A 23,434-nucleotide genomic window follows, 5' to 3' on the forward strand; every position below is an offset into this window, starting at 1 on the left:
TACTATAAGTTTATCAGATTGTTACCAAGTTTAAGACAAAGTTATATTACAAAAAAAGCCCCTGAAAAGAGGCCTATTATTTAAGATAGTGTTTCAAAAGAAAATTGGTCGAAGCATCATGGGACTGACCGCTTCCGGCCTTGATTTCTTCCAAAATCGTATGGGCCAGTTGTTTTCCGTATTCCACTCCGAACTGATCGTAACTGAAAATATTCCAGATAACGCCCTGCACAAAAATCTTGTGTTCGTACATCGCAATAAGTGATCCAAGCGATTTAGGCGTTAGTTTTTCTATCAGCAATGTATTTGTAGGTTTGTTGCCTTCAAAGGTTTTAAACGGCGTTAAAAAGATGTTTTCACCACTTTCTTCCACCACTTTGGTTTCGCTTTTTCCCAACAACAGCGCTTCGGTTTGTGAAAAGAAATTAGCCATCAGTTTATGGTGTTGTTCCGTATTGCCGTGAAGCGATTCTTTAAAACCGATAAAATCACACGGGATGATCTTGGTTCCCTGGTGCAGCAACTGAAAAAAAGCATGTTGCGCATTGGTTCCGGGTTCTCCCCAGATAATGCTTCCGGTTTGATAGGTTACCGGCTTGCCGTCACGGTCAACACGTTTACCGTTACTTTCCATAACCGCTTGTTGCAGGTACGGTGCCAGCTTTCTTAAGTATTGCGTATAAGGAATTACCGCTTCTGTTTCACAGCCGAAAAAATCAGCATACCAAATACTCAATAAGGCCAGTACTACCGGCAGGTTCTGATCAAAAGCCGTCGTTCTGAAATGCACATCCATACCCTGAGCACCTTCCAACAACAGCTCAAAGTTTTCATAGCCGACAGACAGGGCAATAGACAACCCTACGGCGCTCCACAGTGAAAAACGGCCGCCAACCCAGTCCCACATCGGGAAAATAATATCAGAGGCAATACCGAATTCGTTTGCTTTTTCAAGGTTCGTGGAAACCGCTACAAAATGCTTGGCAATATCTTCCGGCTTTGCCGACTGCAAAAACCATTTTTTAATGGTAGTAGCATTGGTAATAGTTTCCTGTGTGGTAAACGTCTTGGATACGATTACAAAAAGTGTCGTCTCCGGATTCAGTTTTTTGATGATTTCGTTTACGTGATCGCCATCGATATTGGACACGAAATGCAGCTTCAGATGGTTTTTGTAAAACTGCAGCGCTTCGACTACCATATCCGGTCCTAAATCCGAACCACCGATGCCTATGTTGACAATATCGGTGAACGCTTTTCCTGTAAAACCTTTTCGTCTGCCGGAAATAACCGATTCCGAGAACGATTTGATTTTGGTCTGCGCGGCTTTGATTTCAGGGATAACATTTTTCCCTTCAGCGATAATACTTGGTTCCGAAGTACGCAAAGCCGTATGCAACACGGAGCGGTTTTCGGTCACATTGATTTGGTCGCCTGAAAAATATTTCTGTATGGCTTCAGTAAGTTTTGCTTCTTCTGCTAAAGCCTGTAAAAGTTCAAGGGTTTTGGAATCAATTCTGTTTTTGGAATAATCCAGTAAGAAATCGTTCCATTGGATATGAAATGTTTCGGCCCGACCTGCATCCTTGGCGAACAATTCCTGCATGGAAACCCTGTTGATTTGAGCAAAATGGTTTTGCAGCAATCCCCAGGTATGGGTTTGAGTCGGATTTATATTTTCTAACGCCATTACTCTCCGAATTTAACTAAGGAAACACTGTCCAGTTCTTTTTTTAACGGCGCAATATAAGCCAAATATTTCGACTTATACTTTGGATTCATCGGTTCCGAATTTGGCAGTCTTTGACGCAACGGATCTACCTGAATCCCGTTTTTCCAGAAACGGTAACAAACGTGTGGGCCTGTAGCCAAACCGGTGCTTCCCACTTTCCCGATCACCTGCCCCTGCTGAACGTGTTGCCCGCGTCGCACCAGGATTTTAGACATGTGAAGGTATTGGGTAGCGTAGGTTGAATTGTGACGCACTTTTACAAAATTCCCGTTACCGCCCGTATAACCGGTTTGTTCCACGGTTCCGGAAGCCGTCGTCATGATCGGGGTTCCGGTTGCAGCGGCATAATCGGTACCGTTGTGGGCTTTCCAGCGCAACTGCACCGGATGAAACCTGCTGCGTGAAAAACGGGAGGTAATGTTTACGAACTTCAAAGGCGCTTTAAGGAACATGTTTTTCAGCACTTTCCCTTCTTCGTCATAATAGTCAGCTCTTTTATCGTTTTCATTCTGCTTGAACGGAAACGCATAGATTTTCTTCCCTTTGTATTCAAAATAAGAAGATTCAATGCTTTCAACCCCAAGGTACTCACCACCTTCAAGGTATTTTTCGTTGATGGTTACAGCAAACTTATCGCCTTTGTTGATTTTGAAAAAGTCGATGGACCAGGCATAAATTTTAGAAAGTTCCGGAGCCAAAGCAGCCGAAACCCCTTCACGCGCCAACGTACTGGACACCGATCCGTCAATGGAAGCGGCAATTGTACGGCGTTTGATAATCACCGGGCGCACTTTCTTATAAGCCACCGGGATGGAATCGCGCAGATCCACCACAACATAGCTCATCTTATCGGGCTGATAAATGAATGCTTTTAAACCGTTGGGTGCTTTTTTATCCTGAAGCAAGGTAAAAGGCTTACCGATCCGGATGTCACGGACATCAAAGGAATCTTTTACTTTTTCATTGATTTCGTGAACTTTTGCGGCATCAAAACCCTGTTCACCTAAAATCTTACCAAAACTGTCACCGGACTGAACAGTATCGTTCACTACTTTAAAATCGTTGAGTTTGAATCCGAATTCGTAAACGATTTTTTCTTTTTTAACTTCCGGGTTTTTGGCGGTATCTTTTTCTTCTTTAGAGTTACAAGCAAATAGTATTAGTGAGAATAATATGATTGCGGTGTATTTCAAGTTTGTTGGTTTTGGTTAGGTTATTGTTCTATTCTCCCCATCTCTCTAGTTCATCCTTGCTCCAAAGTTCGGGAAAAAATATACGTCTTTGGTATTTTGGCAGCATGTATTTTTTCCAGTCGCTTCCTCCGGTGGCTTCGTGATTGCCCGGAACGCTTTCAATATACTTCACCGCTGCATTGTAATGCCCCATAACCCAGGTGATATTCACCGTTTTATCGTAATGACGCATCGCTGCGATCAATTCCGGATTGCTTTGTGCTTCCGTTGGCAATTGTTTGAATTTCTGCCAAAGGTTCACGGTGTTGTATTCTTCCATTAAACAAAGGAATTCCTTCTTGTATTTTTTCTCGAATTCTTTGATCAGATACGATTTCCCACCGGTTTTATAATCTTTCCCGGCAGCCTGCCAGTACAAATGCTCGAAAGCATGCTCATACGGAGTGTTTCGGTCAATGGTAGCTCTGAAACGGTGGTCAATCAGGTTGATTAAATCGGTTGAAGCAAATTCGATGATACGGTATTGGGCACTCTGGAAACCGCTGGCCGGGGTTAACGTATTACGGAATTTCAGGTACTGTTCCACTTCCATACCGTCTTTCATGATGTCGAAAGATGTGGTCAGCATGTCGAAATAACGGCTGATGCGCATTAAACGCTCGGTAAAAAATTCCGTTGATGGTTTATCGGCATGAGCCACCTGATTGATTTCCCATAAAATCATTTTAAACAGCAACTCGTTCACCTGATGGTACATGATAAACACCATTTCATCCGGTAAAGTGGTTCGCTGGATCTGTAGGTTCAACAGAGCATCGGTCTGGATGTAGTCCCAGTACGTAATGGGTTTGGACCACAACAAGCCTTCTAAATGCGTTTCTGTCTTCTGATTGATGGCAGCATATTTTTCCTCAATCTGTCTGATTTTATCGTGAACCTCAGGAGTAATTTCCATTATCATTATTTTACTTTTACTTTAAAAGAATGTTTTAAACCTTTAAAACCGTCCAAATCCGCTTTCAGGGAACCCACCGCCAAACTTGCTTTGATTCGCAGCGGCACCTTGTTCTCATCATCAGAAATCCAGACAGTTAAACTTTCCTCTTCTTTGAAAACCCTTCCGGATTGTACATATGGCCTGAATATCATAGCGGGAACAGTACCAAATTTTGTTTTCACATCTTCCCTGCCAAGGTATTTCAGTTTGAATTTATAAACCTCATCGTCAAAAAACATGTCCATGACAATGGATTCTCCAACAGCCATCTTATCAATTTTGGGATGGTTTCTCAAATAATAGAACGAAGATACAATATCCTGAACATTTTCGGTAACCGCAAACGTTTTTTCCGTTTTCTTTTTGTAGTCTTTAACTAAAACGGTGTTTTTTGTTTGATTAAAAAAACCTTCCTGATTTTTGGTATAACCGCCTTCATCAATTTTTCTTACAAACTGATACGGTTGACCGCTATCGCGATCGAAATAACTCTGGTAATCGTCTTCCACCTTGAAGAAAAGTTTGGCCATACCCACCGTATAACCTTTACCGATAACATGATGGACTTTTTTATTGTTACGAACCGCTTCCTTGATCTCCAAAGTAGCATAGCCCGCGTTTACCATTCCATAGTGGATGCGGAATTTAAAATACTCCCCTGTGGTAAAGGCAGAGTCTTCTTTTGCTACTGTGAAGGACGCCACAATACCAAATAATGTAATGAGCAGCAACGGGGTAATAACTTTTTTCATTGATTTTATTTTGTTATTTTCAATCACAAGTGCAATTTCCATTCCAAAATTACTAAACAAAAAAACTCAGCCAAAATAATGACTGAGTTTTTATGCTATTAACCAACCAAAAAACTATAAATTATGAAAAATTTACCTGCTCAATGAGGTGTTATGAATACCTCATTTTTGCGAGTGCAAATGTACGTTACTTTTTTAGTGATTTGCAACCAAAAAATTAACTTTAACACATTTTTAGCAAATTTTACGCTTTTTAAAAGTCGGTTTTTGAATTATTATCAATAAAACTATAATTTCATTACAATGTTCCTCGCAATTGCTGTTCTCTTTCAATAGATTCGAAAAGTGCTTTGAAATTACCGGCTCCGAATCCGCGGGCCCCCATTCTCTGGATGATTTCGAAGAAAAGTGTTGGACGGTCTTCTACCGGTTTGGTGAAAATCTGCAACAAATAGCCTTCTTCATCGGCATCAATCATAATACCTAATTTCTGCAATTCATTGATATCTTCCTTGAATTTCGACATATGATCTTTTAAACGATCCGGAATAGCATCGTAATACGCTTGCGGTGGTGTACTTAAAAATTCAATTCCTCGGGCTTTCATTTCTGCCACCGTTGAAATAATGTCATCTGTTGCGATTGCAATATGTTGTACTCCTTCATCTTCGTAAAAATCCAAATATTCTTCAATCTGAGAACGTTTTTTACCGTTAGCCGGTTCGTTGATCGGGAATTTGATACGGCCATTTCCATTAGACATTACTTTAGACATCAACGCTGAGTATTCTGTGGTAATCTGTTTGTCGTCAAAAGAAAGGAAATTCACAAATCCCATCACATCTTCGAACCATTTTACCGCTTCGTTCATACGGTTCCAACCTGTATTTCCAACCATATGATCGATGTATTTTAATCCAACCGGTTCAGGATTGTAATCCGATTTCCATTCACTGTATCCTGGCAAAAAGATTCCGTTGTAGTTTTTACGTTCCACAAAAATAAACACGGTTTCTCCATAGGCACCATAAATACCGGCACGCACTACTTCACCATTTTCATCTTTTTCAACAACTGGATCAAAATAAGGTTTGGCGCCGCGTTTTGTAGTTTCTTCAAAGGCAGAACGGGCATCTTCAACCCAAAGTGCAATAACTTTAACCCCGTCTCCGTGTTTTTTTACGTGTTCTCCGACAGGCGAACTGCTGTTTAAAGCCGTTGTTAAAACTAAACGGATTTTATCCTGCTTTAACACATAAGAAGCTCTGTCTTTTACACCTGTTTCCAATCCTGCATACGCTAACGACTGGAATCCGAAAGCGGTTTTATAGAAGTGGGCCGCCTGTTTTGCGTTCCCAACGTAAAATTCCACATAATCGGTCCCTAACAATGGAAGGAAATCCTGAGCTCCTTCAAAAATTTTCTCTAATCCGTATTCTACTGATTTTATTTCTTCTGACATGATATTCAATATTTTATACGACAATTAAATTGTCTGATGTTGTGTTTAAAAATTAATCTAACCAAGATTGGTAATATTGTTCGTCGGCAATTTTCATCGCTTCTTCGGTAACCATTAATGGCTTGAAGGTATCGACCATTACAGCCAATTCCTGTGTATCGACTTTGCCGATACTTCGCTCCGTTGCGCCCGGGTGTGGTCCGTGAGGAATCCCTGCCGGGTGTAAGGAAATATGGCCCGCTTCGATATCGTTACGGCTCATGAAATCCCCGTCCACATAATACAATACCTCATCGGAATCGATATTACTGTGGTTGTAAGGCGCCGGAATGGACTGCGGATGGTAATCGTACAAACGCGGCACAAAGGAACACACTACAAACGCATCGGTTTCGAAAGTTTGGTGTACCGGTGGCGGTTGGTGGATTCTTCCCGTAATCGGTTCGAAATCATGGATAGAAAGTGCATACGGATAATTGAAACCGTCATACCCCACTACATCAAACGGATGCGTAGCATAGACCATTTCAAAGATTTCGTCTTTCTTTTTTACTTTGATCACAAAATCACCTTTTTCGTTATAGGTTTCCAGCTCCTGTGGCTGACGGATGTCACGCTCGCAAAACGGCGAATGCTCCAACAACTGGCCAAACCAGTTTCTGTAACGTTTTGGGGTATAAATAGGACGACGTGATTCTACAATGAACAAACGGTTATCTTGTGTGTCGAAATCGATTTTATAAATCATCCCGCGGGGCACGATCAGGTAATCGCCGTATTTAAAATCAAGATTTCCCAACATGGTTCGCAGTTTCCCGGATCCTTTGTGGATAAAAATCATTTCGTCGGCATCGGTATTTTTGTAGAAATAATCCTTTGTGGATTCTTTAGGTGCCGCTAAAATAATAGTACAGTCACTGTTGGTCAGTACTGCTTTTCGGCTTTCCAGATAATCGTTTTCCGGAGTTACCTGAAATCCGCGCAGACGGTAGGACTGAATGTTATTCGCTTTGGCAATTTTTGGCGCAACACTGTACTGTTTGCGAATCTCTTTTACCTGAGTAGGACGGTGTTCGTGGTACATATTGGTAGACATTCCGTCGAATCCAATTGTTCCGAACAACTGTTCATAATACAAATCCCCGTTTTCTTTACGGAATTGTATGTGTCTTTTATGTGGAATTTTTCCAAGTTTATGATAAAATGGCATTTTTTATTTGTTTAAAGTTTGACGTTAGTTGTAATAACCCGCTCATACCAAATAAAAAAGCACTCATTCAGGATTTCTCTTGATGAGGAATTTTAGATGTGCCAATAAACCGTTCCAGTGTTTATTCATAACACTACAAATATCGGAAAAAAATACGATTTGTTATACAATTCGACACGACTTTTAAAAAACACAAAAGGATTAAAAAGTTACCTTTCTAATCCTTTTGCTATATTTTGAAAACTTAATTTCCGTTATTAAGCTTACTATTCTTTCTACTGTACCCAAAGTAAATCACACATCCGATTATCATCCAGGCAATCAATCGCAACCAGTTAGGCCATCCTAATCCGTAAACCATCGCCAAACAAACCAATACACCTAAAATAGGCACAAATGGCACAAGCGGCGTTTTGAATTCACGCTTCATATCCGGATTGGTTTTACGCAACACAATTACGGAAATACAAACCAAGATAAAGGCGAAAAGGGTTCCGATACTTGTCATATCCCCTACAATATCCCCCGGCACAAAAGCCGCGAACAAACCTACAATCACAAAAATGATCATATTCGCTTTGTAAGGCGTTTTATATTTTGGATGTACTTCACTGAAAACTTTCGGCAACAAACCGTCGTTACCCATAGAGTAGAATACACGGGACTGTCCTAAAAGCATTACTAAAATTACGGAAGAGAATCCAGCTAAAATAGCCACAGTTACAAACTGTCCTAGCCACTCATACCCTACCATATATTTATTGATGGCATAAGCCACTGAAGCTTCTCCACCTTCTCCTCTAAAATCTTCTACTGTAGCTATTCCGGTTAACACGTGTGCAAAAAGGATATACAAAACAGTACATACTGCCAAAGATCCTAAAATACCGATCGGCATGTCTTTCTTAGGATTTTTCGTTTCCTGAGCCGCTGTAGAAACCGCATCAAACCCAATGAATGCAAAGAAAACCGTTCCTGCTGCACCTAAAATCCCCATGATCCCACCAAAGTTATGGTCAAGACCCTGATGATCAGTATAAATCGTTGCTTTTGGCACATAATGAGCATGGTTTACAGGATTGATGAATTGCCATCCCAAAACAATAATCATCACTACGATTGCCACTTTAAGCACCACAATGATTCCGTTTACGAAAGCCGATTCCTGTGTTCCTTTGATTAACAACAAACTCAAAGCCCCCACAATGAAAAGCGCCGGCAAGTTGATAATCCCGCTTGTCCCGTCTATAGAGCTTTGGAAAGGCGAGTGGCACCATTCGTAAGGTATGGGACTGGTATGAAAGACATTGACCAGTAAATTGTTCAGGTATTCACTCCAGGCAATCCCTACGGTTGCAGCTCCCACGGCATATTCCAAAATCAAATCCCAACCGATAATCCAGGCTAAAAATTCACCCATAGTCGCATAGGTGTACGTATATGCACTTCCTGCGATTGGAATGGAAGAGGATAATTCCGCATAACAAAGTCCTGCCAGGGCACATCCGATAGCTGCCACTATGAAACCAATCGTTACAGAAGGACCTGCACTATTAGCCGCTGCCGCTGCCGTTCTAACAAACAATCCTGCTCCGATAATCGCACCAATTCCAAGTGCAACCAAAGTCCAGGCAGTAAGTGTCCTTTTTAAACCTTTTTCCGAATCCGAAGCTTCGGCCAATAAAGAATCAATAGATTTTCTTTTCCAGATTGACATATCTATAATTTTTGGTAATTTTTAGTTCCCAAAAATAGCCTTTTTTAAAAACATTCGTGTTAAAAAAGGAAATAAATTAAAAACATAATAGAATTTACAGCGATTTAGAACCAAAATCCCACACTGAACCAAGTGAAATGATCGTGGGTTTCCGGCGACCAGCTGTGTTTGATTTCGATCGGCCCGACAAGTGTTTCCATCCCATACCCAAACGCGTATCCCGAATAGGCCGGTTTGGGCACCCATTGATCGGATTCAAAAATATTGTTACCGATATTAGCATAATTGGCCGAAAAATTCAAATGGTTCTTCTTGTAAAATTCGTAATCCAGGCCAATTTCCCCTTTCACATAACTGTCCCCGGAAAGGCTTAAAAAGTCATAGCCGTAAAAATGACGGAAATTGTTAATCATGTTATAACCGTAGCCGCCCAACACAAAATCATGAAAAGGAACACTTCGCTCCCCTATGGCAAAACCGCCTTCCGACTGTAATTTCACCGTAATTTTTTTGAAAAATGTCTGAACGATCTCGATATCAGCTTTGGCTATGGAAAAAGGTTCAAAACCACCGTTATAATCGGAGGAATACACAAACGATTTGAAATCCCCGAAGAAATGGAATCCTCTTTTGGGAAAATAAATCTTATCCTGGGTATCAAATTTCAAATAACCGTACAACGAAAAATAATTACTGTTTTCCAGAACCGGGCTCGTGTTTTGCAGGGTTTCCGACTCAATCCTCAGGTATTTATGCTCCAATCCTCCTCCAATGAGGTACTTCTGCGCGAAAACGGTCTGCACATAAAGCTGGCTGGTCAGGTCGGAGAAATCCACATTAAAGGAATTGATGCCCAACTCGGTGAGTTGCTCCCCGTTACTGAAATCCGTGGCTATGTTTTTATTAAAAGTATTGAAGCGGGAATTCACACCAAAACTCCAATAAAACCCATTATTAAAATAGTAATTCAGGTTATAGCGGAGATTGTCCCCTAAAATAACATCCAGAGAAACATTATCATTCTTGGTCAGGAATTTTTTTCGGGTGATGTTCAAAAGCGCGGCACTTTTATACAAACCATCGTAATGCAGCCCGAACTTCAGATAACTGTTTATCGGGTTTTCTTTTAAATCAACAAGCAAACGGTCACCAGTATCTGCTTTTTCAAACGAATAGGAAATCGCACTGAAATTTTGGGTGGAACTCAGGTTCCCCACGCCGGCATTCAGTCTTTCATAAGTGATGCTTGCGGATTTTTTCAGTTTAAGTTTACCCAAAACATATGCACGGGTATAATTGGCAAGACTATTCACCCTAACATCTTCAACCTGCACCACATCCTCCATTTCGGCGCCCAAATTTTCAGCATGCGCCAATTTTTCACCTCCCAGTTTGGCCAATTGCTCATAATACACAAAAGCAGCCTCCTCACCTTTTCGGATGATCTCACTGCCCTGATCAAAAGAAATCACGGAAAAGCCTTTAATATCCGGTTTGATGTAAATGTCAGTCAGTTTGCGTTTTGCCTCCATCTTTTCAATCATCCCGAAATTGGTAATCTGCACCAATACCCCGGAAGCACCTCCCATACTTTTACGATCTTTCAGGCCATCCTGAACGTCTACCCCGATAATGATGTCGGCACCCATTTTCCGTACTTCTTCCACCGGATAATTATTGGTCACCCCACCGTCTATCAATAGCCGACCGTTAATTTCCACTGGAGAATAAAGCGAAGGAAAAGCCCCACTGGCCAATATCGCCTGAGGCAAAACTCCGTTTTTAAGCACGATTTCTTCCCCGGTTTCAATATCGGTCGCAATACAGACAAAAGGAATTTTCAACTGATCGAAATCACGCACATGGCGCACATGATGGGTGAGCCTGCTCAGAAGGTTAAAATTATAAAGCCCTTTGGAAAGCGCTGTCGGCACTCCGACTTTAAACTTATTAAACGGAAGACTCAAAGCATATACCTCGTCGTTTCGTTTTTCGAAAAAACTCTTGGATGAGCGCGGAATGTAATCCTGCAACAAGGCATCGGAATCCACTACACTGAAAATCGAATCCAGCTGACGGGCGGAATATCCGGAAGCATACAACCCACCCACAATGGCCCCCATACTGGTCCCGCCAATATAATCCACCTTGATGCCGGCTTCCTCCAATACTTTCAGCACCCCTATATGCGCAAGGCCTTTCGCACCGCCACCACTTAAAACCACACCTATTTTGGGTTTCTTTGGATCTTGGGCAAAGGCAGAAAAAACTAGGCTAAACACAACTATCAGTGTGAAAAGTTTTTTCATGGTTAACTTGTTTGGTTGGATTCCTTGTAAAATTCGACAATTTTTTTGGCTTTTGAAAGCCCTACCACGTCAGAAATTTCACTTTCTGTCGCTTTTGATAATCTTTTTACAGATTTGAAATGTTTTATTAATGTAATCATGGTTTTTTCCCCGATTCCCGGTATACTTTCAATCGAGGTTTGAATCGCCGCTTTGCTTCTTTTGTCGCGGTGGAATGTAATCCCGAAACGGTGGGCTTCGTTGCGCAGGTGCTGGATGGTTTTCAGGGTTTCCGATTTTTTATCCAGGTACAACGGAACCGAATCGCCGGGATAGTAAATCTCTTCCAGTCGTTTGGCAATCCCGATAATCGCAATTTTTCCGCGCAGGCCTAAATCTTCCAGACTTTTCAGTGCCGAAGACAGCTGGCCTTTTCCGCCGTCAATGATGATAAGTTGCGGCAACGGTTCGTTTTCATCTAGCAATCGTTTGTAACGTCGGTATACCACTTCTTCCATGGAGGCAAAATCGTTAGGCCCTTCCACGGTTTTTATATTGAAATGGCGGTAATCTTTCTTGCTCGGTTTTCCGTCCTTGAACACCACGCAGGCCGATACCGGATGGGTTCCCTGAATGTTCGAATTATCAAAACATTCGATATGACGGGGCTCCACGGACAAACGCAAATCTTTCTGCATTTGAACCATGATGCGGTTGGTATGACGATCCGGATCGACGATTTTGATTTGCTTCAACTGATCTAAGCGATAGTATTTCGCATTGCGTTCGGATAAATCGAGGATCTGTTTTTTGTCGCCCAGTTTGGGAACGGTCACTTTTATTTTATCACCGAAATCGAGTTCGAACGGCAGGATGATTTCTTTTGAATTCAGATGAAAACGCTCGCGGAGTTCCACAACAGCCAATTCCAAAAGTTCCTGATCGGTTTCTTCGAGTTTCTTTTTGAGTTCCATCGTATGCGAACGTACAATCGCACCATGCGAAATCTGAAGGAAGTTCACATACGCCATACTTTCATCCGAAACGATAGAAAATACATCGATGTTCGAAATTTTCGGGTTCAGAATGGTCGATTTCGCCTGATAGTTTTCCAGGACCTCAATCTTTTCCTTGATTTTCTGCGCTTCTTCGAACTTCATCTCCATGGCCAGATCCGTCATGAGCTTTTTGAAGTCTTTTAAACTTTCTTTAAAATTCCCTTTGAGGATTTCACGGATGGCCTGTACCTGTTTTTCGTAATTGGTGATACTTTCCAAACCTTCGCAAGGGCCTTTGCAGTTCCCGATATGATACTCTAAACAAACCTTGAATTTCCCGCTGTCGATGTTTGCTTTGCTCAAATCGTAATTGCAGGTCCTAAGCGGATAGAGTTCTTTCACCAAATCCAAAATGGTGTGCACGGTTTTGAAATTGGTATAGGGCCCAAAGTATTCCGAACCGTCCTTGATCATTTTCCGGGTGGAAAAAATCCTTGGGAAGCGTTCATTCTTGATACAGATCCACGGATAGGTTTTATCGTCGCGCAACAAAACGTTATAACGCGGTTGCAGGGTTTTGATCAGATTGTTCTCCAACAACAGCGCATCGGTTTCCGTGGGTACGACGATGTGTTTGATAGCCACGATTTTCTTCACCAATACGTTGGTTTTGGCGTTGTCGTGAATTTTATTGAAATAGGAAGAAACCCTTTTCTTTAGATTTTTCGCTTTTCCCACATACAGGATCTTCCCGTCTTTATCATAATACTGATAGACGCCGGGATTGTCCGGTAAGGTTTGAATCTGGAGTTCTAAAGCGGAAAGCGACATCTTGAAGAATTGTACTTAGCTAGTTTCAAAGTTACAAATTTGTTTGGCTAAAAACCGTTTAACTCACAATTCATAACTCATAATTTATAATTATTATTATTTTAGCGTTTTAACTGACTATGAACTACCGCAATAACATCCTGAAAATACTAAAAGAAGAGATTTTACCCGGGGAAAGCAAAACCATCAACATGGAAATTGCCAAGCTCCACACCATGACCAAACTGAAAATCCCCATCATTGTGGAGCGTTCCAAACTTCCGGGACCGACGGTTTTGTTATCGGCCGGGTTGCACGGGGATGAAATCAACGGGATTGAAATTGTACGTCAGCTTATCGTTAAAAAAATAAACAAACCAAAAACCGGAACCATCATCTGTATTCCGATCATTAACGTTTTCGGGTTCGTGAACCAAACCCGCGAATTTCCCGACGGTCGTGATCTGAACCGCGTGTTCCCGGGCAGTAAAAAAGGTTCCTTGGCCAGTCGTTTCGCCTATTACATGCTGAAAGAAGTCATTCCGCATGTGGATTACGCCATCGATTTTCATGCAGGAGGTGCAGCCCGATTCAACGCCGCTCAAATCCGGATTGCTCCCGGAAACCCTGAACTCCGCGACCTGGCTTCCGTTTTCAATGCGCCTTTCACCTTGTACTCCAACAATATCACCGGCTCGTTCCGAAATTCGTGTGACAAACTCGGGGTGAAAATGCTGTTGTTTGAGGGCGGAAAATCCATAGACATCAACGAAGAAATCACCCAACAGGGCATTGAGGGTGCTAAAAGAGTCCTGGAACATTTGGGCATGCTGAACAAAAAGAAAGCTACACCTTCGGAAAAAGCCAGTATTTATATTGAAAAATCAAGTTGGATCCGCGCCCGCTATTCCGGGATGTTCCATGGTTACACCAAAATAGGCAGTTATGTGGAAAAAGGACAGCTTTTAGCCACCATATCCGATCCGTACGGTAAAATCGAGCACAAAATGAAAGCACCGAATACCGGCTACATCATCAACGTGAACGAAGCGCCGATTGTGTATCAGGGTGATGCGATTTATCATATTTCCACGGAACTGGAATCGAAAACCTAACAATTATCATATTTTATTCCTTCGGAAGCCGTTAGTTTTGATCAAAATTCAAGACTATGATTCCGTGGAAAAAACTATCACAACAGGAAAGACAAACCCGTATTGAAAAAGCGTTGCAGGAAAATGTCAATTTTGCACACGACGCTTCATTAGGCTATCCGGCCTCCAAACTGGACAACCGGGTTTTTAACAGCGAAGTCCCTTTTTTAAAAGACGCCCCGACACTGCAGGCTTATGTGGCCAATCCGAACCATATCGGCTGTCATACCTTTGGCACTTCTGAAAAAGCTTTTAACGGCACTCAGGAAATGGAACGCGAAGTCTTAAAGGTTATAGCCGAAGACATTTTCAAGGCCACACCTGATTCCTATGACGGTTACATTGCCCCGGGCGGCACGGAAGCCAATATCCAGGCGATCTGGATGTACCGCAACTTCTTTATGAACTATTGTTATGCTGCTCCGGAGGAAATTGCGATTCTGGCTTCGGAAGACACTCATTATTCCATACCGAAAGCCTCCAATTTATTACTGATAGACCGTTTCGCGGTTCCAGTCTGCTTTGAAACCAGAAAGCTGGACAAAATCGCTTTGGACAAAATCGTGTTTGCTGCCAAAAATAAAGGCAAAAAATATTTCATCGTGATTGCCAATATGGGAACAACCATGTTTGGCGCTATTGATGACCCAAACGACTATTGCGAGATTTTGGAACGCCACAACTTACTTTACAAGCTCCATATTGATGCGGCGTATGGCGGATTTGTCTATCCGTTTAGCAACCCGGACAGTGCGATTCATTTTAAAAACGCGAAAATCAGTTCCATCACCATCGATGCGCACAAAATGCTGCAAGCCCCTTATGGAACCGGTATTTTTCTGTGCCGAAAAGGTTTAATCGAAAATGTCCTGACACAAGAAGCCGAGTACGTAGAAGGCATGGATTTGACTTTGTGCGGAAGCCGAAGTGGTGCTAATGCCATTGCCGTCTGGATGATCCTTTTTACTTACGGTCCTTTTGGCTGGTGCGAAAAAATCCGGGTGTTGCAAATGCGAACCGATTGGCTTTGCCACCAATTAGACACTTTAAACGTAAATTATTTCCGGGATCCTTATATGAACATTGTAACTATACAGTCGCAGGTTATCAGTCTTGAACTGGAAGAAAAATACGATTTGGTCCCGCAGAAACATGGCCTTGGCAACCAATGGTACAAAATTGTCATCATGGATCATGTGGAAATCGATCATTTGAGTACTTTTATAGCCGATTTGAAAAGTACGCTCCATGCTAAAGAAAGAATTGCGCTTAAAGTATAAAAACGACCGAAAAAAACTCACGTTCGATGAAATCCAGCTGATGAGCCTGGAAATTGCCAATCTCTGTTTATCGTTGCCCGTTTGGGACAAAACCTATTTCCATTTGTTTTTACCGATTGAAGAACAGAAAGAAATCAATACCGAATACCTGTTGCAGATACTGGCCGGAAGGGACAAGGAAGTAGTTATTTCCAAAGCCGATTTCAATACTCGCAAAATGACACATTTCCTATTGACCGACAATACGAAAATCAAAAACAACGACTACGGCATTCCGGAACCTGTTGATGGTCTAGAAGTGCCTTCCCCGAAAATCGATGTGGTATTCGTACCCTTGTTGGCTTACGATAAAACAGGCCACCGTGTAGGCTATGGCAAAGGTTTTTACGATACGTTTTTAGCCGAATGCAAACCGGAGGTGATTAAAATAGGGCTTTCCTATTTCGATCCGGAAGCAACCATTGAAGACATCGCCGAAAACGACATCCGATTAAATTATTGCGTAACTCCCGAAGGAATTTTTGAATTTAAACTTTAAAAAAGTATATTCGTATAACCAAAAACAGAAACTACTATGGGAACATTACAAAAAATAAGAATCGCAGGTTTTGCATTACTAGTCGTAACTGCTGTTTCTTTTACAAGCTGCAGAGCAAGAGCTGGTGTTAGCGTGGGCGTTGGAGGCTCCTCAAGCAGAACTGCTCCTAAATCCAAACCGCTTCCTCCGGGACAGGCCAAAAAAATATACGGCGGGAAAAGCGCCAAAAAATATGCCCCTGGGCAGCAAAACAAACAATAATAAAAAAGACCGCTTTCGCGGTCTTTTTTATTTATAACTTATTTTCCAAAGGCTTTCTTATTAAAAACAATCAGTATGCCTACTCCAGTGGAAATGGCCACATCGGCTATGTTAAAAATCGCGTTGAAAAACGTAAAGCGCTGTCCACCCCAGATTGGAAACCAGGAAGGGAATTGGCCGTCTTCGATAATCGGGAAATAAAACATGTCTACCACTTTTCCGTGGAACCAATGCCCGTAAGGCTCTTCACTAAACAAAGTAGCTACCTGACCGTAACTGTCGTTGAAAATTCTTCCGTAAAACACCGAATCGATAATATTCCCAACCGCTCCGGCTAAAATCAAAGCTACCGCCACAATCAGGAAATTGGAGGAGTGTTTTCGCACGGCATCGTACAACCAATAGGCAATACCACCCACAGCCACAATTCTGAAGGTCGTTAAAAGAAGTTTTCCAAAAGCTCCGGGGATTTCAGCACCCCAGGCCATACCTGAATTCTCAATGAAATGAATACGGAACCAACTGAATACAGGAAATTCTCCATCGAGTTCAAAAGTGGTTTTGATGTATATTTTGGAAATCTGGTCAATTACCAGAATCAGGATAACCAGTAAATAGGCTTTCTTTAACGACATTTTGCTGAATTTGAAAACAAAAGTAAACTATTTATGTAAAATAAAAAACGCTCCATCAGGAGCGTTTAGTAAATTTTTGAAAAGATTAACGTTGCAGGTTCTTGGCTTCGATGCTCATGGTTGCATGAGGAACCAGTTTCAATCTTTCTTTATTGATAAGTTTTCCTGTTACTTTACAGATTCCATAGGTCTTATTCTCGATACGGATCAAAGCATTTTTCAGATCTCGGATGAATTTCTCCTGACGAATGGCAAGCTGCGAGTTGGCTTCTTTACTCATGGTTTCACTTCCCTCTTCGAATGCTTTAAACGTTGGTGATGTATCGTCAGTTCCGTTGTTTAAGTCGTTCAGGTAAGCGCTCTTAATTAAGTCCAAATCATTTTTCGCTTTCTCCAGTTTCTTCTGAATCAATTCTTTGAATTCCGCTAAATCCGCGTCGGAATATCTTATTTGTTCATCCACCATAACTTCTTCATTTTGAAATTAATATTCTTGTTTTAAGGTCGTCAAATTCAATTTCCGTACCATTTTCGATACGTTCTGTGAAAACAAGTTCTTCCGTTAAGGTTTCCGATTTAATGTATGCTTCGTTATCGTTAACGGCCTCTTGTATGATACCGTCTCTTTGCATAGTTACTTTAATCTTGTCCGTCACTTCAAAACCTGAATCTTTGCGGATGTTCTGAATTCGGTTGACCAATTCGCGGGCGATGCCTTCTTTTCGTAAAGCATCGGTTATCGTGATGTCTAATGCCACTGTTATGCCTCCGGAATTCGCTACCAACCAACCTTCAATATCCTGCGAAGATATCTCCACATCTTCAGTTGTTAAAGTAATACTATTTCCTGAAATAACAATGTTTATTTCGCCTTCTCTTTCTAATTTATTTATCTCCTCCTGACCGAAGTTCTGTATCTCTTTGGAAATCAGTCCCATGTCTTTACCGAAGCGGGGTCCCAAGGTTTTGAAATTCGGTTTGATTTGTTTTACCAACACGCCCGAAGCATCGTCCAGCAACTCTACTTCTTTCACGTTTACTTCTGCTTTAATAAGGTCTGAAACGGCTTCGATCTCAGCACGTTGTACTTCGTCAAGTACCGGAATCATTACCTTTTGCAGCGGTTGACGCACTTTTATCATCTCTTTCTTACGAAGTGACAATACCAGCGACGAAACCGTTTGCGCCTTCAACATTTTGCTTTCCAGTGACTTATCAACAAAATTGTCAACAAAAACCGGGAATTTCGCCAAATGCACACTTTCGAAATTTTCCTTACCAGTAGCGGCGTTCAGGTCTTTATACAGTCTGTCCGTAAAGAACGGAGCGATAGGCGCCGATAATTTCACTACTGTTTCAAGACACGTATACAACGTCTGATAAGCGGCAATCTTGTCGGTTCCGTACTCGCCTTTCCAGAATCTTCTGCGGCACAAACGCACGTACCAGTTGCTCAGATTTTCCTGTACGAAATCGGAAATAGCACGGGCAGCTTTTGTAGGTTCGTAATCCTCATACGCTTCATCCACTAATTTTATTAACGTATGCAATTCCGACAAAATCCAACGGTCGATTTCCGGTCTTTCGTTCAGCGGCACTTCCGCTTCACTATAAGAAAATCCGTCGATGTTAGCATATAACGCAAAGAACGAGTAGGTATTATATAAAGTACCGAAGAATTTTCTTCTTACTTCCGCTACGCCTTCAATATCAAATTTTAAGTTGTCCCATGGGTTAGCGTTGGCAATCATGTACCAGCGTGTCGCATCCGGCCCGTATTCTTTCAAAGTCTCGAACGGATCCACCGCATTTCCTAGGCGTTTGGACATTTTCTGACCGTTTTTATCCAGTACCAAACCATTGGAAACTACGTTTTTATAGGCCACCTGATCGAAAACCAACGTTCCGATCGCGTGTAAAGTATAAAACCAACCTCTGGTCTGATCTACTCCTTCCGCGATAAAATCAGCAGGGAAAGATTTTTTACCATCGATTAATTCTCTATTTTCAAATGGATAATGCCATTGCGCATACGGCATCGCACCCGAATCGAACCAAACGTCGATCAGGTCGGTTTCGCGCTTCATCGGTTTTCCGGATGCTGAAACCAAAACGATGCTGTCCACTACATTTTTATGCAGATCCACTAAATCGTAATTCGACTCCTCCATGTTTCCGATCACGAAGCCTTTGAATGGGTTTTCGCTCATGAAACCGGCTGCAATCGCTTTTTCAATTTCGTTGTACAGTTCTTCCACCGAGCCGATACAAACGGTTTCCGTTCCTTCGTCTGTTCGCCATAGCGGTAACGGGATACCCCAATATCTTGAACGGGATAAGTTCCAATCGTTGGCATTATTCAGCCAATTCCCGAAACGGCCTTCTCCGGTTGCTTTCGGCTTCCAGTTGATAGTTTCGTTCAGGTCGAACATACGGTCTTTCACTTCGGTTACCTTGATAAACCAGGAATCCAAAGGATAGTACAAAATTGGTTTGTCCGTTCTCCAGCAGTGCGGATAGGTGTGGACATATTTTTCAACCTTAAAGGCTTTGTTTTCTTCTTTTAACTGGATCGCTATTTCAACATCAACGGATTTCTCCGGCGCTTCGCCATCGTTGTAGTATTCGTTTTTAACGTACTTCCCGCCAAAATCCCCTAGTTGTGCTACAAATCTTCCTTGTAAATCCACCAAAGGAACAGGGTTTCCGTTTTCATCCAACACTAACATTGGCGGCACTTCCGGGGTAGCTTCTTTGGCTACTTTCGCATCATCGGCACCAAAAGTCGGTGCAGTATGTACGATACCGGTACCGTCTTCCGTAGTAACGAAATCGCCCGAAATTACACGGAACGCATTCTCAGGATTCTGATAAGGCAACGCCCAAGGCAACAATTGTTCGTATTGAATCCCTACCAAATCAACACCTTTACATTCCGCTATGATTTCGAAAGGGATTTTTTTGTCGCCTTCTTTAAAATTCTCAAAATCGGATGCTTCACTGGTCTCGAAATAATTTTTAGACAATTGCTTTCCAACCAAATTCTTCGCCAAGATGATGTTAATCGGACGGAAGGTGTATTGGTTAAAGGTTTTCACCAAAACATATTCGATTCTTGGACCAACGGTCAACGCCGTATTACTTGGCAACGTCCACGGGGTCGTCGTCCAGGCCAGGAAATGAATTTCATCCAATTCCAATCTTTCAAACTTATACTGTTTTAAATTATTATGCGTGATGTAATCGTAAAATTTGGCAAACGTCAGTTTTCTTTGATCATCTAAAACTTTGAACTGCGCCACGATAGTTGTATCGGTCACATCGCGGTAAGAGCCCGGCTGGTTCACTTCGTGCGAAGACAATCCGGTACCCGCTTTTGGCGAATATGGCTGAATGGTGTAGCCTTTGTATAATAAATCTTTATTGTAAATCTGTTTCAAGAGCCACCAAACCGATTCCATGTATTTGGATTTGTAGGTCACATACGGATCTTCCATATCCACCCAATACCCCATTTTTTCGGTCAGGTCATTCCACACGTCGGTGTAGCGCATTACGGTTCGTTTACACGCTTCGTTGTATTCGGTCACGGAAATGGTTTTACCGATATCTTCTTTGGTGATGCCCAATTCTTTTTCGGTACCCAACTCCACAGGCAAGCCATGGGTATCCCAACCCGCTTTACGTTTTACCTGATAGCCTTTTTGAGTTTTATAACGACAAAAAATATCTTTAATCGCACGTGCCATCACGTGGTGAATACCCGGCAAACCGTTCGCTGAAGGCGGACCTTCAAAAAACACATACGGGGTCGCGCCCTCACGGGACGTTACACTTTGCTCAAAGACGTTTTGTTTTTTCCAGAAATCAAGCACTTCAGAAGCCACGGTTGGCAAATCAAGTCCTTTGTATTCAGTGAATTTTGTACTCATTTTGTCGTTTTCTAAAATCAATGCGCGAAAGTACTAAATTTTGAACAATTCTACGTTAATACTAACATAAAATGCGCATCATAAGCCGCATCTATTCCGCTAAAAAACAAACCTTTTGCACAAATAACCAACGTCTTTTTCAAAATCAGGTATTTTTACGGGTCTGTGTTTGGTTCCGGATTAGCAATTTTGGCTTAAATTCTAAAAAAAGACAACATGAGCCATTTGACCCTAACCTCCAAAAGCCTTTTTTACGGCTGTCTGATACTTACCCTGCTTGCTTCCTGCAAAAAAGAAGAAGCAAAAGAAGGGAATAAAAAAGAAACCGCTGCAGCTTACAACAAAAGTGATGGCACCGGCTGTTCCCCAACCTGGTTCCCACATTCCCAAACCCCTGCCCCGCTAGAAGGCAAAGGCAGTCCGTTTGACACGACTTCCACCACCAACGAGATTTTCCATCAGTGGTCATGGCAGAAATTTTTATGGCTGACCAAACCGCAAGCCAACAACATGCCACTGTTTTTGAACGAGCTGACACAGGTTTCCGATGCTTTGATCCCCGTTGCCAAACAAACCGGAGCTTCTATCGTACTGACCGATACCGAACAGGCGGGTTCGAACGGTGTTTTAAAAGTAAATCCGGTTTACGGCGGCACCAATCAGATTGCTAAAGATTTTACGGTGTATTACTCCATCCATTCCAACGATGTGATGATAAAAGCGGCCAAAATCTTTAAAGACAGCCTGAACAGCGGAAAACTGAGCGCCAACAATTTAAAAACCTTCCCGGTGGGTTCACTGGAACTGAAAGTTTCTTGGGTAGACGCGAACACCATCCGAGCGGACAAACAAAAGAATTTTTACATCACAGATGCTTCCGTAAGTGCAGACGGCAAAACGTTTCAAAAAAAGAAAATGGCCTTATTAGGAATGCATGTCGTGGGCGTGGTAATCAACCATCCTGAATTTATCTGGGCTACGTTCCAACATAATGATTTAGCACCGGTGTATGACTGGAAAACCAATCAGGCCTTTTCTGCAGAAGATAAATTATTGTACAGCAAAGGAACCACCACCGGACTGGACGGCATCACCTGGGTAAAAAATTCCGGACCAAAACAACCGCTAAAAGCTTATGATTTATTCCAATTTGGGGTTCCGAAAACCGCTGGCGACCAATACATGGAAACCTGCCAGATGGAGCCTGAAAACTTTGACAACATAAAAGCGATAAATGAATGTGTGGCCTCAAAACTGGACGATGTATGGAACAATTATTTCTACAACGGTTCCATCTGGATCAATACCGACGGGATGACACCGCAACAACAAGCGCAGACGGTTGTGAATTTAGGATTCAACATCGGGAACGCCACTAAAGGCTCCAGTGCCCGTGGTTCGTTAAACAATGCCAACATCACCATGGAAACCTATACACAAACCTTTGAAAGCAGCATTTCCAGCATCAACGCTTCGAATCTGACCAACTGTTTCTCATGCCACAATGCGGTGAGTTTTTCATCCGGAAACCCGAAATCCCCGCTTTATATCAGCCATGTATTTGATGCTTATATCCAGAGCAGTCAGGGCAAATCAAGAACAGACATCAATCGCATGAAAGACAAAGAACATCTTTTGCGTTTCATACAGAAAACCTTAAAATAAAAAAGTTTGATTACTCATAAGCGTCATGTCATACACATGGCGCTTTTTTTTAAAATATACTTACGAAAACACTTCCTTTAGCACGTCCAGCGATTTCGGCATTTTAAAACCGTCAAGATGGACGGCATAATACTTCAAAAGGATTTTTAACAGGATTTGACGTTCGGTACCGGCGAAGATTTTCTGTTCGGAATCGAATTTCAGGCCGATGAGTTTTTTAAACAAAAAAGTTTCCTGTTCCGAAAGGCAGCTCATGGCATGAAATTGCGAAAACACCCCTTCATTTACTTCGAAGAAAGGTAGATCGATTTCGGAAACATCGGGGTAAAACCCTAAAAATTTGGTAATTTCCAGCAATAAGATCAAATGAAAATTCGCCGTTTCCTCGTGGTTATCCAGCCACAACAGTGCCGTTTCCAGAAAAGTGAACAACTCCTGGTTCTTGTCTTCCTCCCGGATGCTGTGGTGCAACACTTCGGATAAAAAAATGACAATCGTACTTTTAACCACATCAAGGTTGATCGAATGATAAGGTGTCGCCAGTCGGACTTCCTTAAAATGTTCTAAAGTGCCTTTATTTTTATGATTGGCTTCAATCTCCAAAAGGGAAAGCGGCTGGAAATAAGCAATTTTCTGATTGGATTTCCGGGAAGAAAAAGCGCTCGGTACAAAATACGATTTCAGCCCGTCGGACTCGGTAAAACATTTAACAATCAGTGATTTTTCCTGATATTTTATCGCACTTAAAACAATAGCTTTAGTTTTAATCAGCATTTCATCACTTATAAATTACAAATCAACAGAAGTCGT

18 protein-coding genes are annotated in these 23,434 nt (G+C 42.0%); 5 read left to right on the forward strand and 13 right to left on the reverse strand.

Annotated features, from left to right (window positions below; all coding sequences use genetic code 11):
• Positions 1-76 precede the first annotated feature (76 nt).
• The 9 genes from pgi to uvrC form a co-directional block, all read right to left on the reverse strand.
• Positions 77-1,690, reverse strand: a complete 1,614-nt coding sequence (pgi, locus tag ACWPKD_RS06675; RefSeq protein WP_455411887.1) for a glucose-6-phosphate isomerase — start codon at positions 1,688-1,690, stop codon at positions 77-79.
• Positions 1,690-2,925, reverse strand: coding sequence for a peptidoglycan DD-metalloendopeptidase family protein (locus ACWPKD_RS06680; RefSeq protein WP_455411888.1), 1,236 nt, complete (start codon positions 2,923-2,925; stop codon positions 1,690-1,692). Before ACWPKD_RS06680 ends, pgi begins: the two co-directional genes overlap by 1 nt.
• Positions 2,926-2,953: 28 nt before the next feature.
• A complete protein-coding gene (locus ACWPKD_RS06685) occupies positions 2,954-3,880 on the reverse strand; it encodes a tryptophan 2,3-dioxygenase family protein (RefSeq protein WP_455411889.1) in 927 nt (308 codons plus the stop codon).
• Between the two features lie 5 nt (positions 3,881-3,885).
• Positions 3,886-4,674 (reverse strand): DUF3108 domain-containing protein, encoded by a 789-nt coding sequence (locus ACWPKD_RS06690; protein ID WP_455411890.1) that lies wholly within the window; start codon positions 4,672-4,674, stop codon positions 3,886-3,888.
• A gap of 298 nt (positions 4,675-4,972) precedes the next feature.
• Positions 4,973-6,136 carry a 4-hydroxyphenylpyruvate dioxygenase gene (hppD, locus tag ACWPKD_RS06695; RefSeq protein WP_455411891.1) on the reverse strand — a complete coding sequence of 388 codons (1,164 nt, stop codon included), beginning with the start codon at positions 6,134-6,136 and terminating at the stop codon, positions 4,973-4,975.
• Positions 6,137-6,188: 52 nt separating this feature from the next.
• Positions 6,189-7,346 carry a homogentisate 1,2-dioxygenase gene (locus tag ACWPKD_RS06700; protein ID WP_455411892.1) on the reverse strand — a complete coding sequence of 386 codons (1,158 nt, stop codon included), beginning with the start codon at positions 7,344-7,346 and terminating at the stop codon, positions 6,189-6,191.
• 244 nt (positions 7,347-7,590) lie between these two features.
• Positions 7,591-9,063: an amino acid permease gene (locus ACWPKD_RS06705; protein WP_455411893.1), complete on the reverse strand. Its 1,473-nt coding sequence runs from the start codon at positions 9,061-9,063 to the stop codon at positions 7,591-7,593.
• 104 nt (positions 9,064-9,167) lie between these two features.
• Positions 9,168-11,372, reverse strand: a complete 2,205-nt coding sequence (locus ACWPKD_RS06710; RefSeq protein ID WP_455411894.1) for a patatin-like phospholipase family protein — start codon at positions 11,370-11,372, stop codon at positions 9,168-9,170.
• Positions 11,373-11,374: 2 nt separating this feature from the next.
• Positions 11,375-13,180 (reverse strand): excinuclease ABC subunit UvrC, encoded by a 1,806-nt coding sequence (uvrC, locus tag ACWPKD_RS06715; RefSeq protein ID WP_455411895.1) that lies wholly within the window; start codon positions 13,178-13,180, stop codon positions 11,375-11,377.
• A gap of 119 nt (positions 13,181-13,299) precedes the next feature.
• Here uvrC and ACWPKD_RS06720 point away from each other — a divergent pair, with 119 nt between their 5' ends.
• The 4 genes from ACWPKD_RS06720 to ACWPKD_RS06735 are packed head-to-tail and all read left to right on the forward strand — an operon-like array spanning position 13,300 to position 16,392.
• Positions 13,300-14,274, forward strand: coding sequence for a succinylglutamate desuccinylase/aspartoacylase family protein (locus ACWPKD_RS06720; RefSeq protein ID WP_455411896.1), 975 nt, complete (start codon positions 13,300-13,302; stop codon positions 14,272-14,274).
• A gap of 56 nt (positions 14,275-14,330) precedes the next feature.
• Positions 14,331-15,593 carry a pyridoxal phosphate-dependent decarboxylase family protein gene (locus ACWPKD_RS06725; protein ID WP_455411897.1) on the forward strand — a complete coding sequence of 421 codons (1,263 nt, stop codon included), beginning with the start codon at positions 14,331-14,333 and terminating at the stop codon, positions 15,591-15,593.
• On the forward strand, positions 15,562-16,131 hold the full coding sequence (locus ACWPKD_RS06730; RefSeq protein ID WP_455411898.1) for a 5-formyltetrahydrofolate cyclo-ligase: 570 nt from the start codon (positions 15,562-15,564) through the stop codon (positions 16,129-16,131). Before ACWPKD_RS06725 ends, ACWPKD_RS06730 begins: the two co-directional genes overlap by 32 nt.
• 36 nt (positions 16,132-16,167) lie before the next feature.
• The gene (locus tag ACWPKD_RS06735; RefSeq protein WP_455411899.1) at positions 16,168-16,392 is read left to right on the forward strand and encodes a hypothetical protein; all 225 of its coding nucleotides are present in this window, start codon (positions 16,168-16,170) and stop codon (positions 16,390-16,392) included.
• A gap of 38 nt (positions 16,393-16,430) precedes the next feature.
• Here ACWPKD_RS06735 and ACWPKD_RS06740 read toward each other — a convergent pair whose 3' ends face one another.
• The 3 genes from ACWPKD_RS06740 to ileS form a co-directional block, all read right to left on the reverse strand.
• Complete coding sequence (locus ACWPKD_RS06740) at positions 16,431-17,027, reverse strand: lipoprotein signal peptidase (RefSeq protein ID WP_455411900.1); 597 nt, start codon at positions 17,025-17,027, stop codon at positions 16,431-16,433.
• A gap of 85 nt (positions 17,028-17,112) precedes the next feature.
• Entirely contained in the window at positions 17,113-17,493 is a 381-nt protein-coding gene (locus ACWPKD_RS06745) for a TraR/DksA family transcriptional regulator (RefSeq protein ID WP_237790972.1), read from the reverse strand.
• Between the two features lie 7 nt (positions 17,494-17,500).
• Positions 17,501-20,959, reverse strand: a complete 3,459-nt coding sequence (gene ileS / locus ACWPKD_RS06750; protein ID WP_455411901.1) for an isoleucine--tRNA ligase — start codon at positions 20,957-20,959, stop codon at positions 17,501-17,503.
• A gap of 216 nt (positions 20,960-21,175) precedes the next feature.
• Here ileS and ACWPKD_RS06755 point away from each other — a divergent pair, with 216 nt between their 5' ends.
• Positions 21,176-22,624, forward strand: coding sequence for a hypothetical protein (locus ACWPKD_RS06755; RefSeq protein ID WP_455411902.1), 1,449 nt, complete (start codon positions 21,176-21,178; stop codon positions 22,622-22,624).
• 60 nt (positions 22,625-22,684) lie between these two features.
• Here the strand turns inward: ACWPKD_RS06755 and recO are convergent, their stop codons facing one another.
• On the reverse strand, positions 22,685-23,398 hold the full coding sequence (recO, locus tag ACWPKD_RS06760; RefSeq protein WP_455411903.1) for a DNA repair protein RecO: 714 nt from the start codon (positions 23,396-23,398) through the stop codon (positions 22,685-22,687).
• Positions 23,399-23,434: the final 36 nt, after the last annotated feature.

Source organism: Flavobacterium pedocola (assembly GCF_053764385.1).

Excerpts from the sequence above, each read along its gene's own strand:
- pgi (WP_455411887.1), bottom strand. The coding sequence starts at position 1,690 with ATGGCGTTAGAAAATATAAATCCGACTCAAACCCATACCTGGGGATTG.
- ACWPKD_RS06685 (WP_455411889.1), bottom strand. The coding sequence starts at position 3,880 with ATGGAAATTACTCCTGAGGTTCACGATAAAATCAGACAGATTGAGGAA.
- ACWPKD_RS06690 (WP_455411890.1), bottom strand. The coding sequence starts at position 4,674 with ATGAAAAAAGTTATTACCCCGTTGCTGCTCATTACATTATTTGGTATT.
- hppD (WP_455411891.1), bottom strand. The coding sequence starts at position 6,136 with ATGTCAGAAGAAATAAAATCAGTAGAATACGGATTAGAGAAAATTTTT.
- ACWPKD_RS06700 (WP_455411892.1), bottom strand. The coding sequence starts at position 7,346 with ATGCCATTTTATCATAAACTTGGAAAAATTCCACATAAAAGACACATA.
- ACWPKD_RS06705 (WP_455411893.1), bottom strand. The coding sequence starts at position 9,063 with ATGTCAATCTGGAAAAGAAAATCTATTGATTCTTTATTGGCCGAAGCT.
- ACWPKD_RS06710 (WP_455411894.1), bottom strand. The coding sequence starts at position 11,372 with ATGAAAAAACTTTTCACACTGATAGTTGTGTTTAGCCTAGTTTTTTCT.
- uvrC (WP_455411895.1), bottom strand. The coding sequence starts at position 13,180 with ATGTCGCTTTCCGCTTTAGAACTCCAGATTCAAACCTTACCGGACAAT.
- ACWPKD_RS06720 (WP_455411896.1), top strand. The coding sequence starts at position 13,300 with ATGAACTACCGCAATAACATCCTGAAAATACTAAAAGAAGAGATTTTA.
- ACWPKD_RS06725 (WP_455411897.1), top strand. The coding sequence starts at position 14,331 with ATGATTCCGTGGAAAAAACTATCACAACAGGAAAGACAAACCCGTATT.
- ACWPKD_RS06730 (WP_455411898.1), top strand. The coding sequence starts at position 15,562 with ATGCTAAAGAAAGAATTGCGCTTAAAGTATAAAAACGACCGAAAAAAA.
- ACWPKD_RS06735 (WP_455411899.1), top strand. The coding sequence starts at position 16,168 with ATGGGAACATTACAAAAAATAAGAATCGCAGGTTTTGCATTACTAGTC.
- ACWPKD_RS06740 (WP_455411900.1), bottom strand. The coding sequence starts at position 17,027 with ATGTCGTTAAAGAAAGCCTATTTACTGGTTATCCTGATTCTGGTAATT.
- ACWPKD_RS06745 (WP_237790972.1), bottom strand. The coding sequence starts at position 17,493 with ATGGTGGATGAACAAATAAGATATTCCGACGCGGATTTAGCGGAATTC.
- ileS (WP_455411901.1), bottom strand. The coding sequence starts at position 20,959 with ATGAGTACAAAATTCACTGAATACAAAGGACTTGATTTGCCAACCGTG.
- ACWPKD_RS06755 (WP_455411902.1), top strand. The coding sequence starts at position 21,176 with ATGAGCCATTTGACCCTAACCTCCAAAAGCCTTTTTTACGGCTGTCTG.
- recO (WP_455411903.1), bottom strand. The coding sequence starts at position 23,398 with ATGCTGATTAAAACTAAAGCTATTGTTTTAAGTGCGATAAAATATCAG.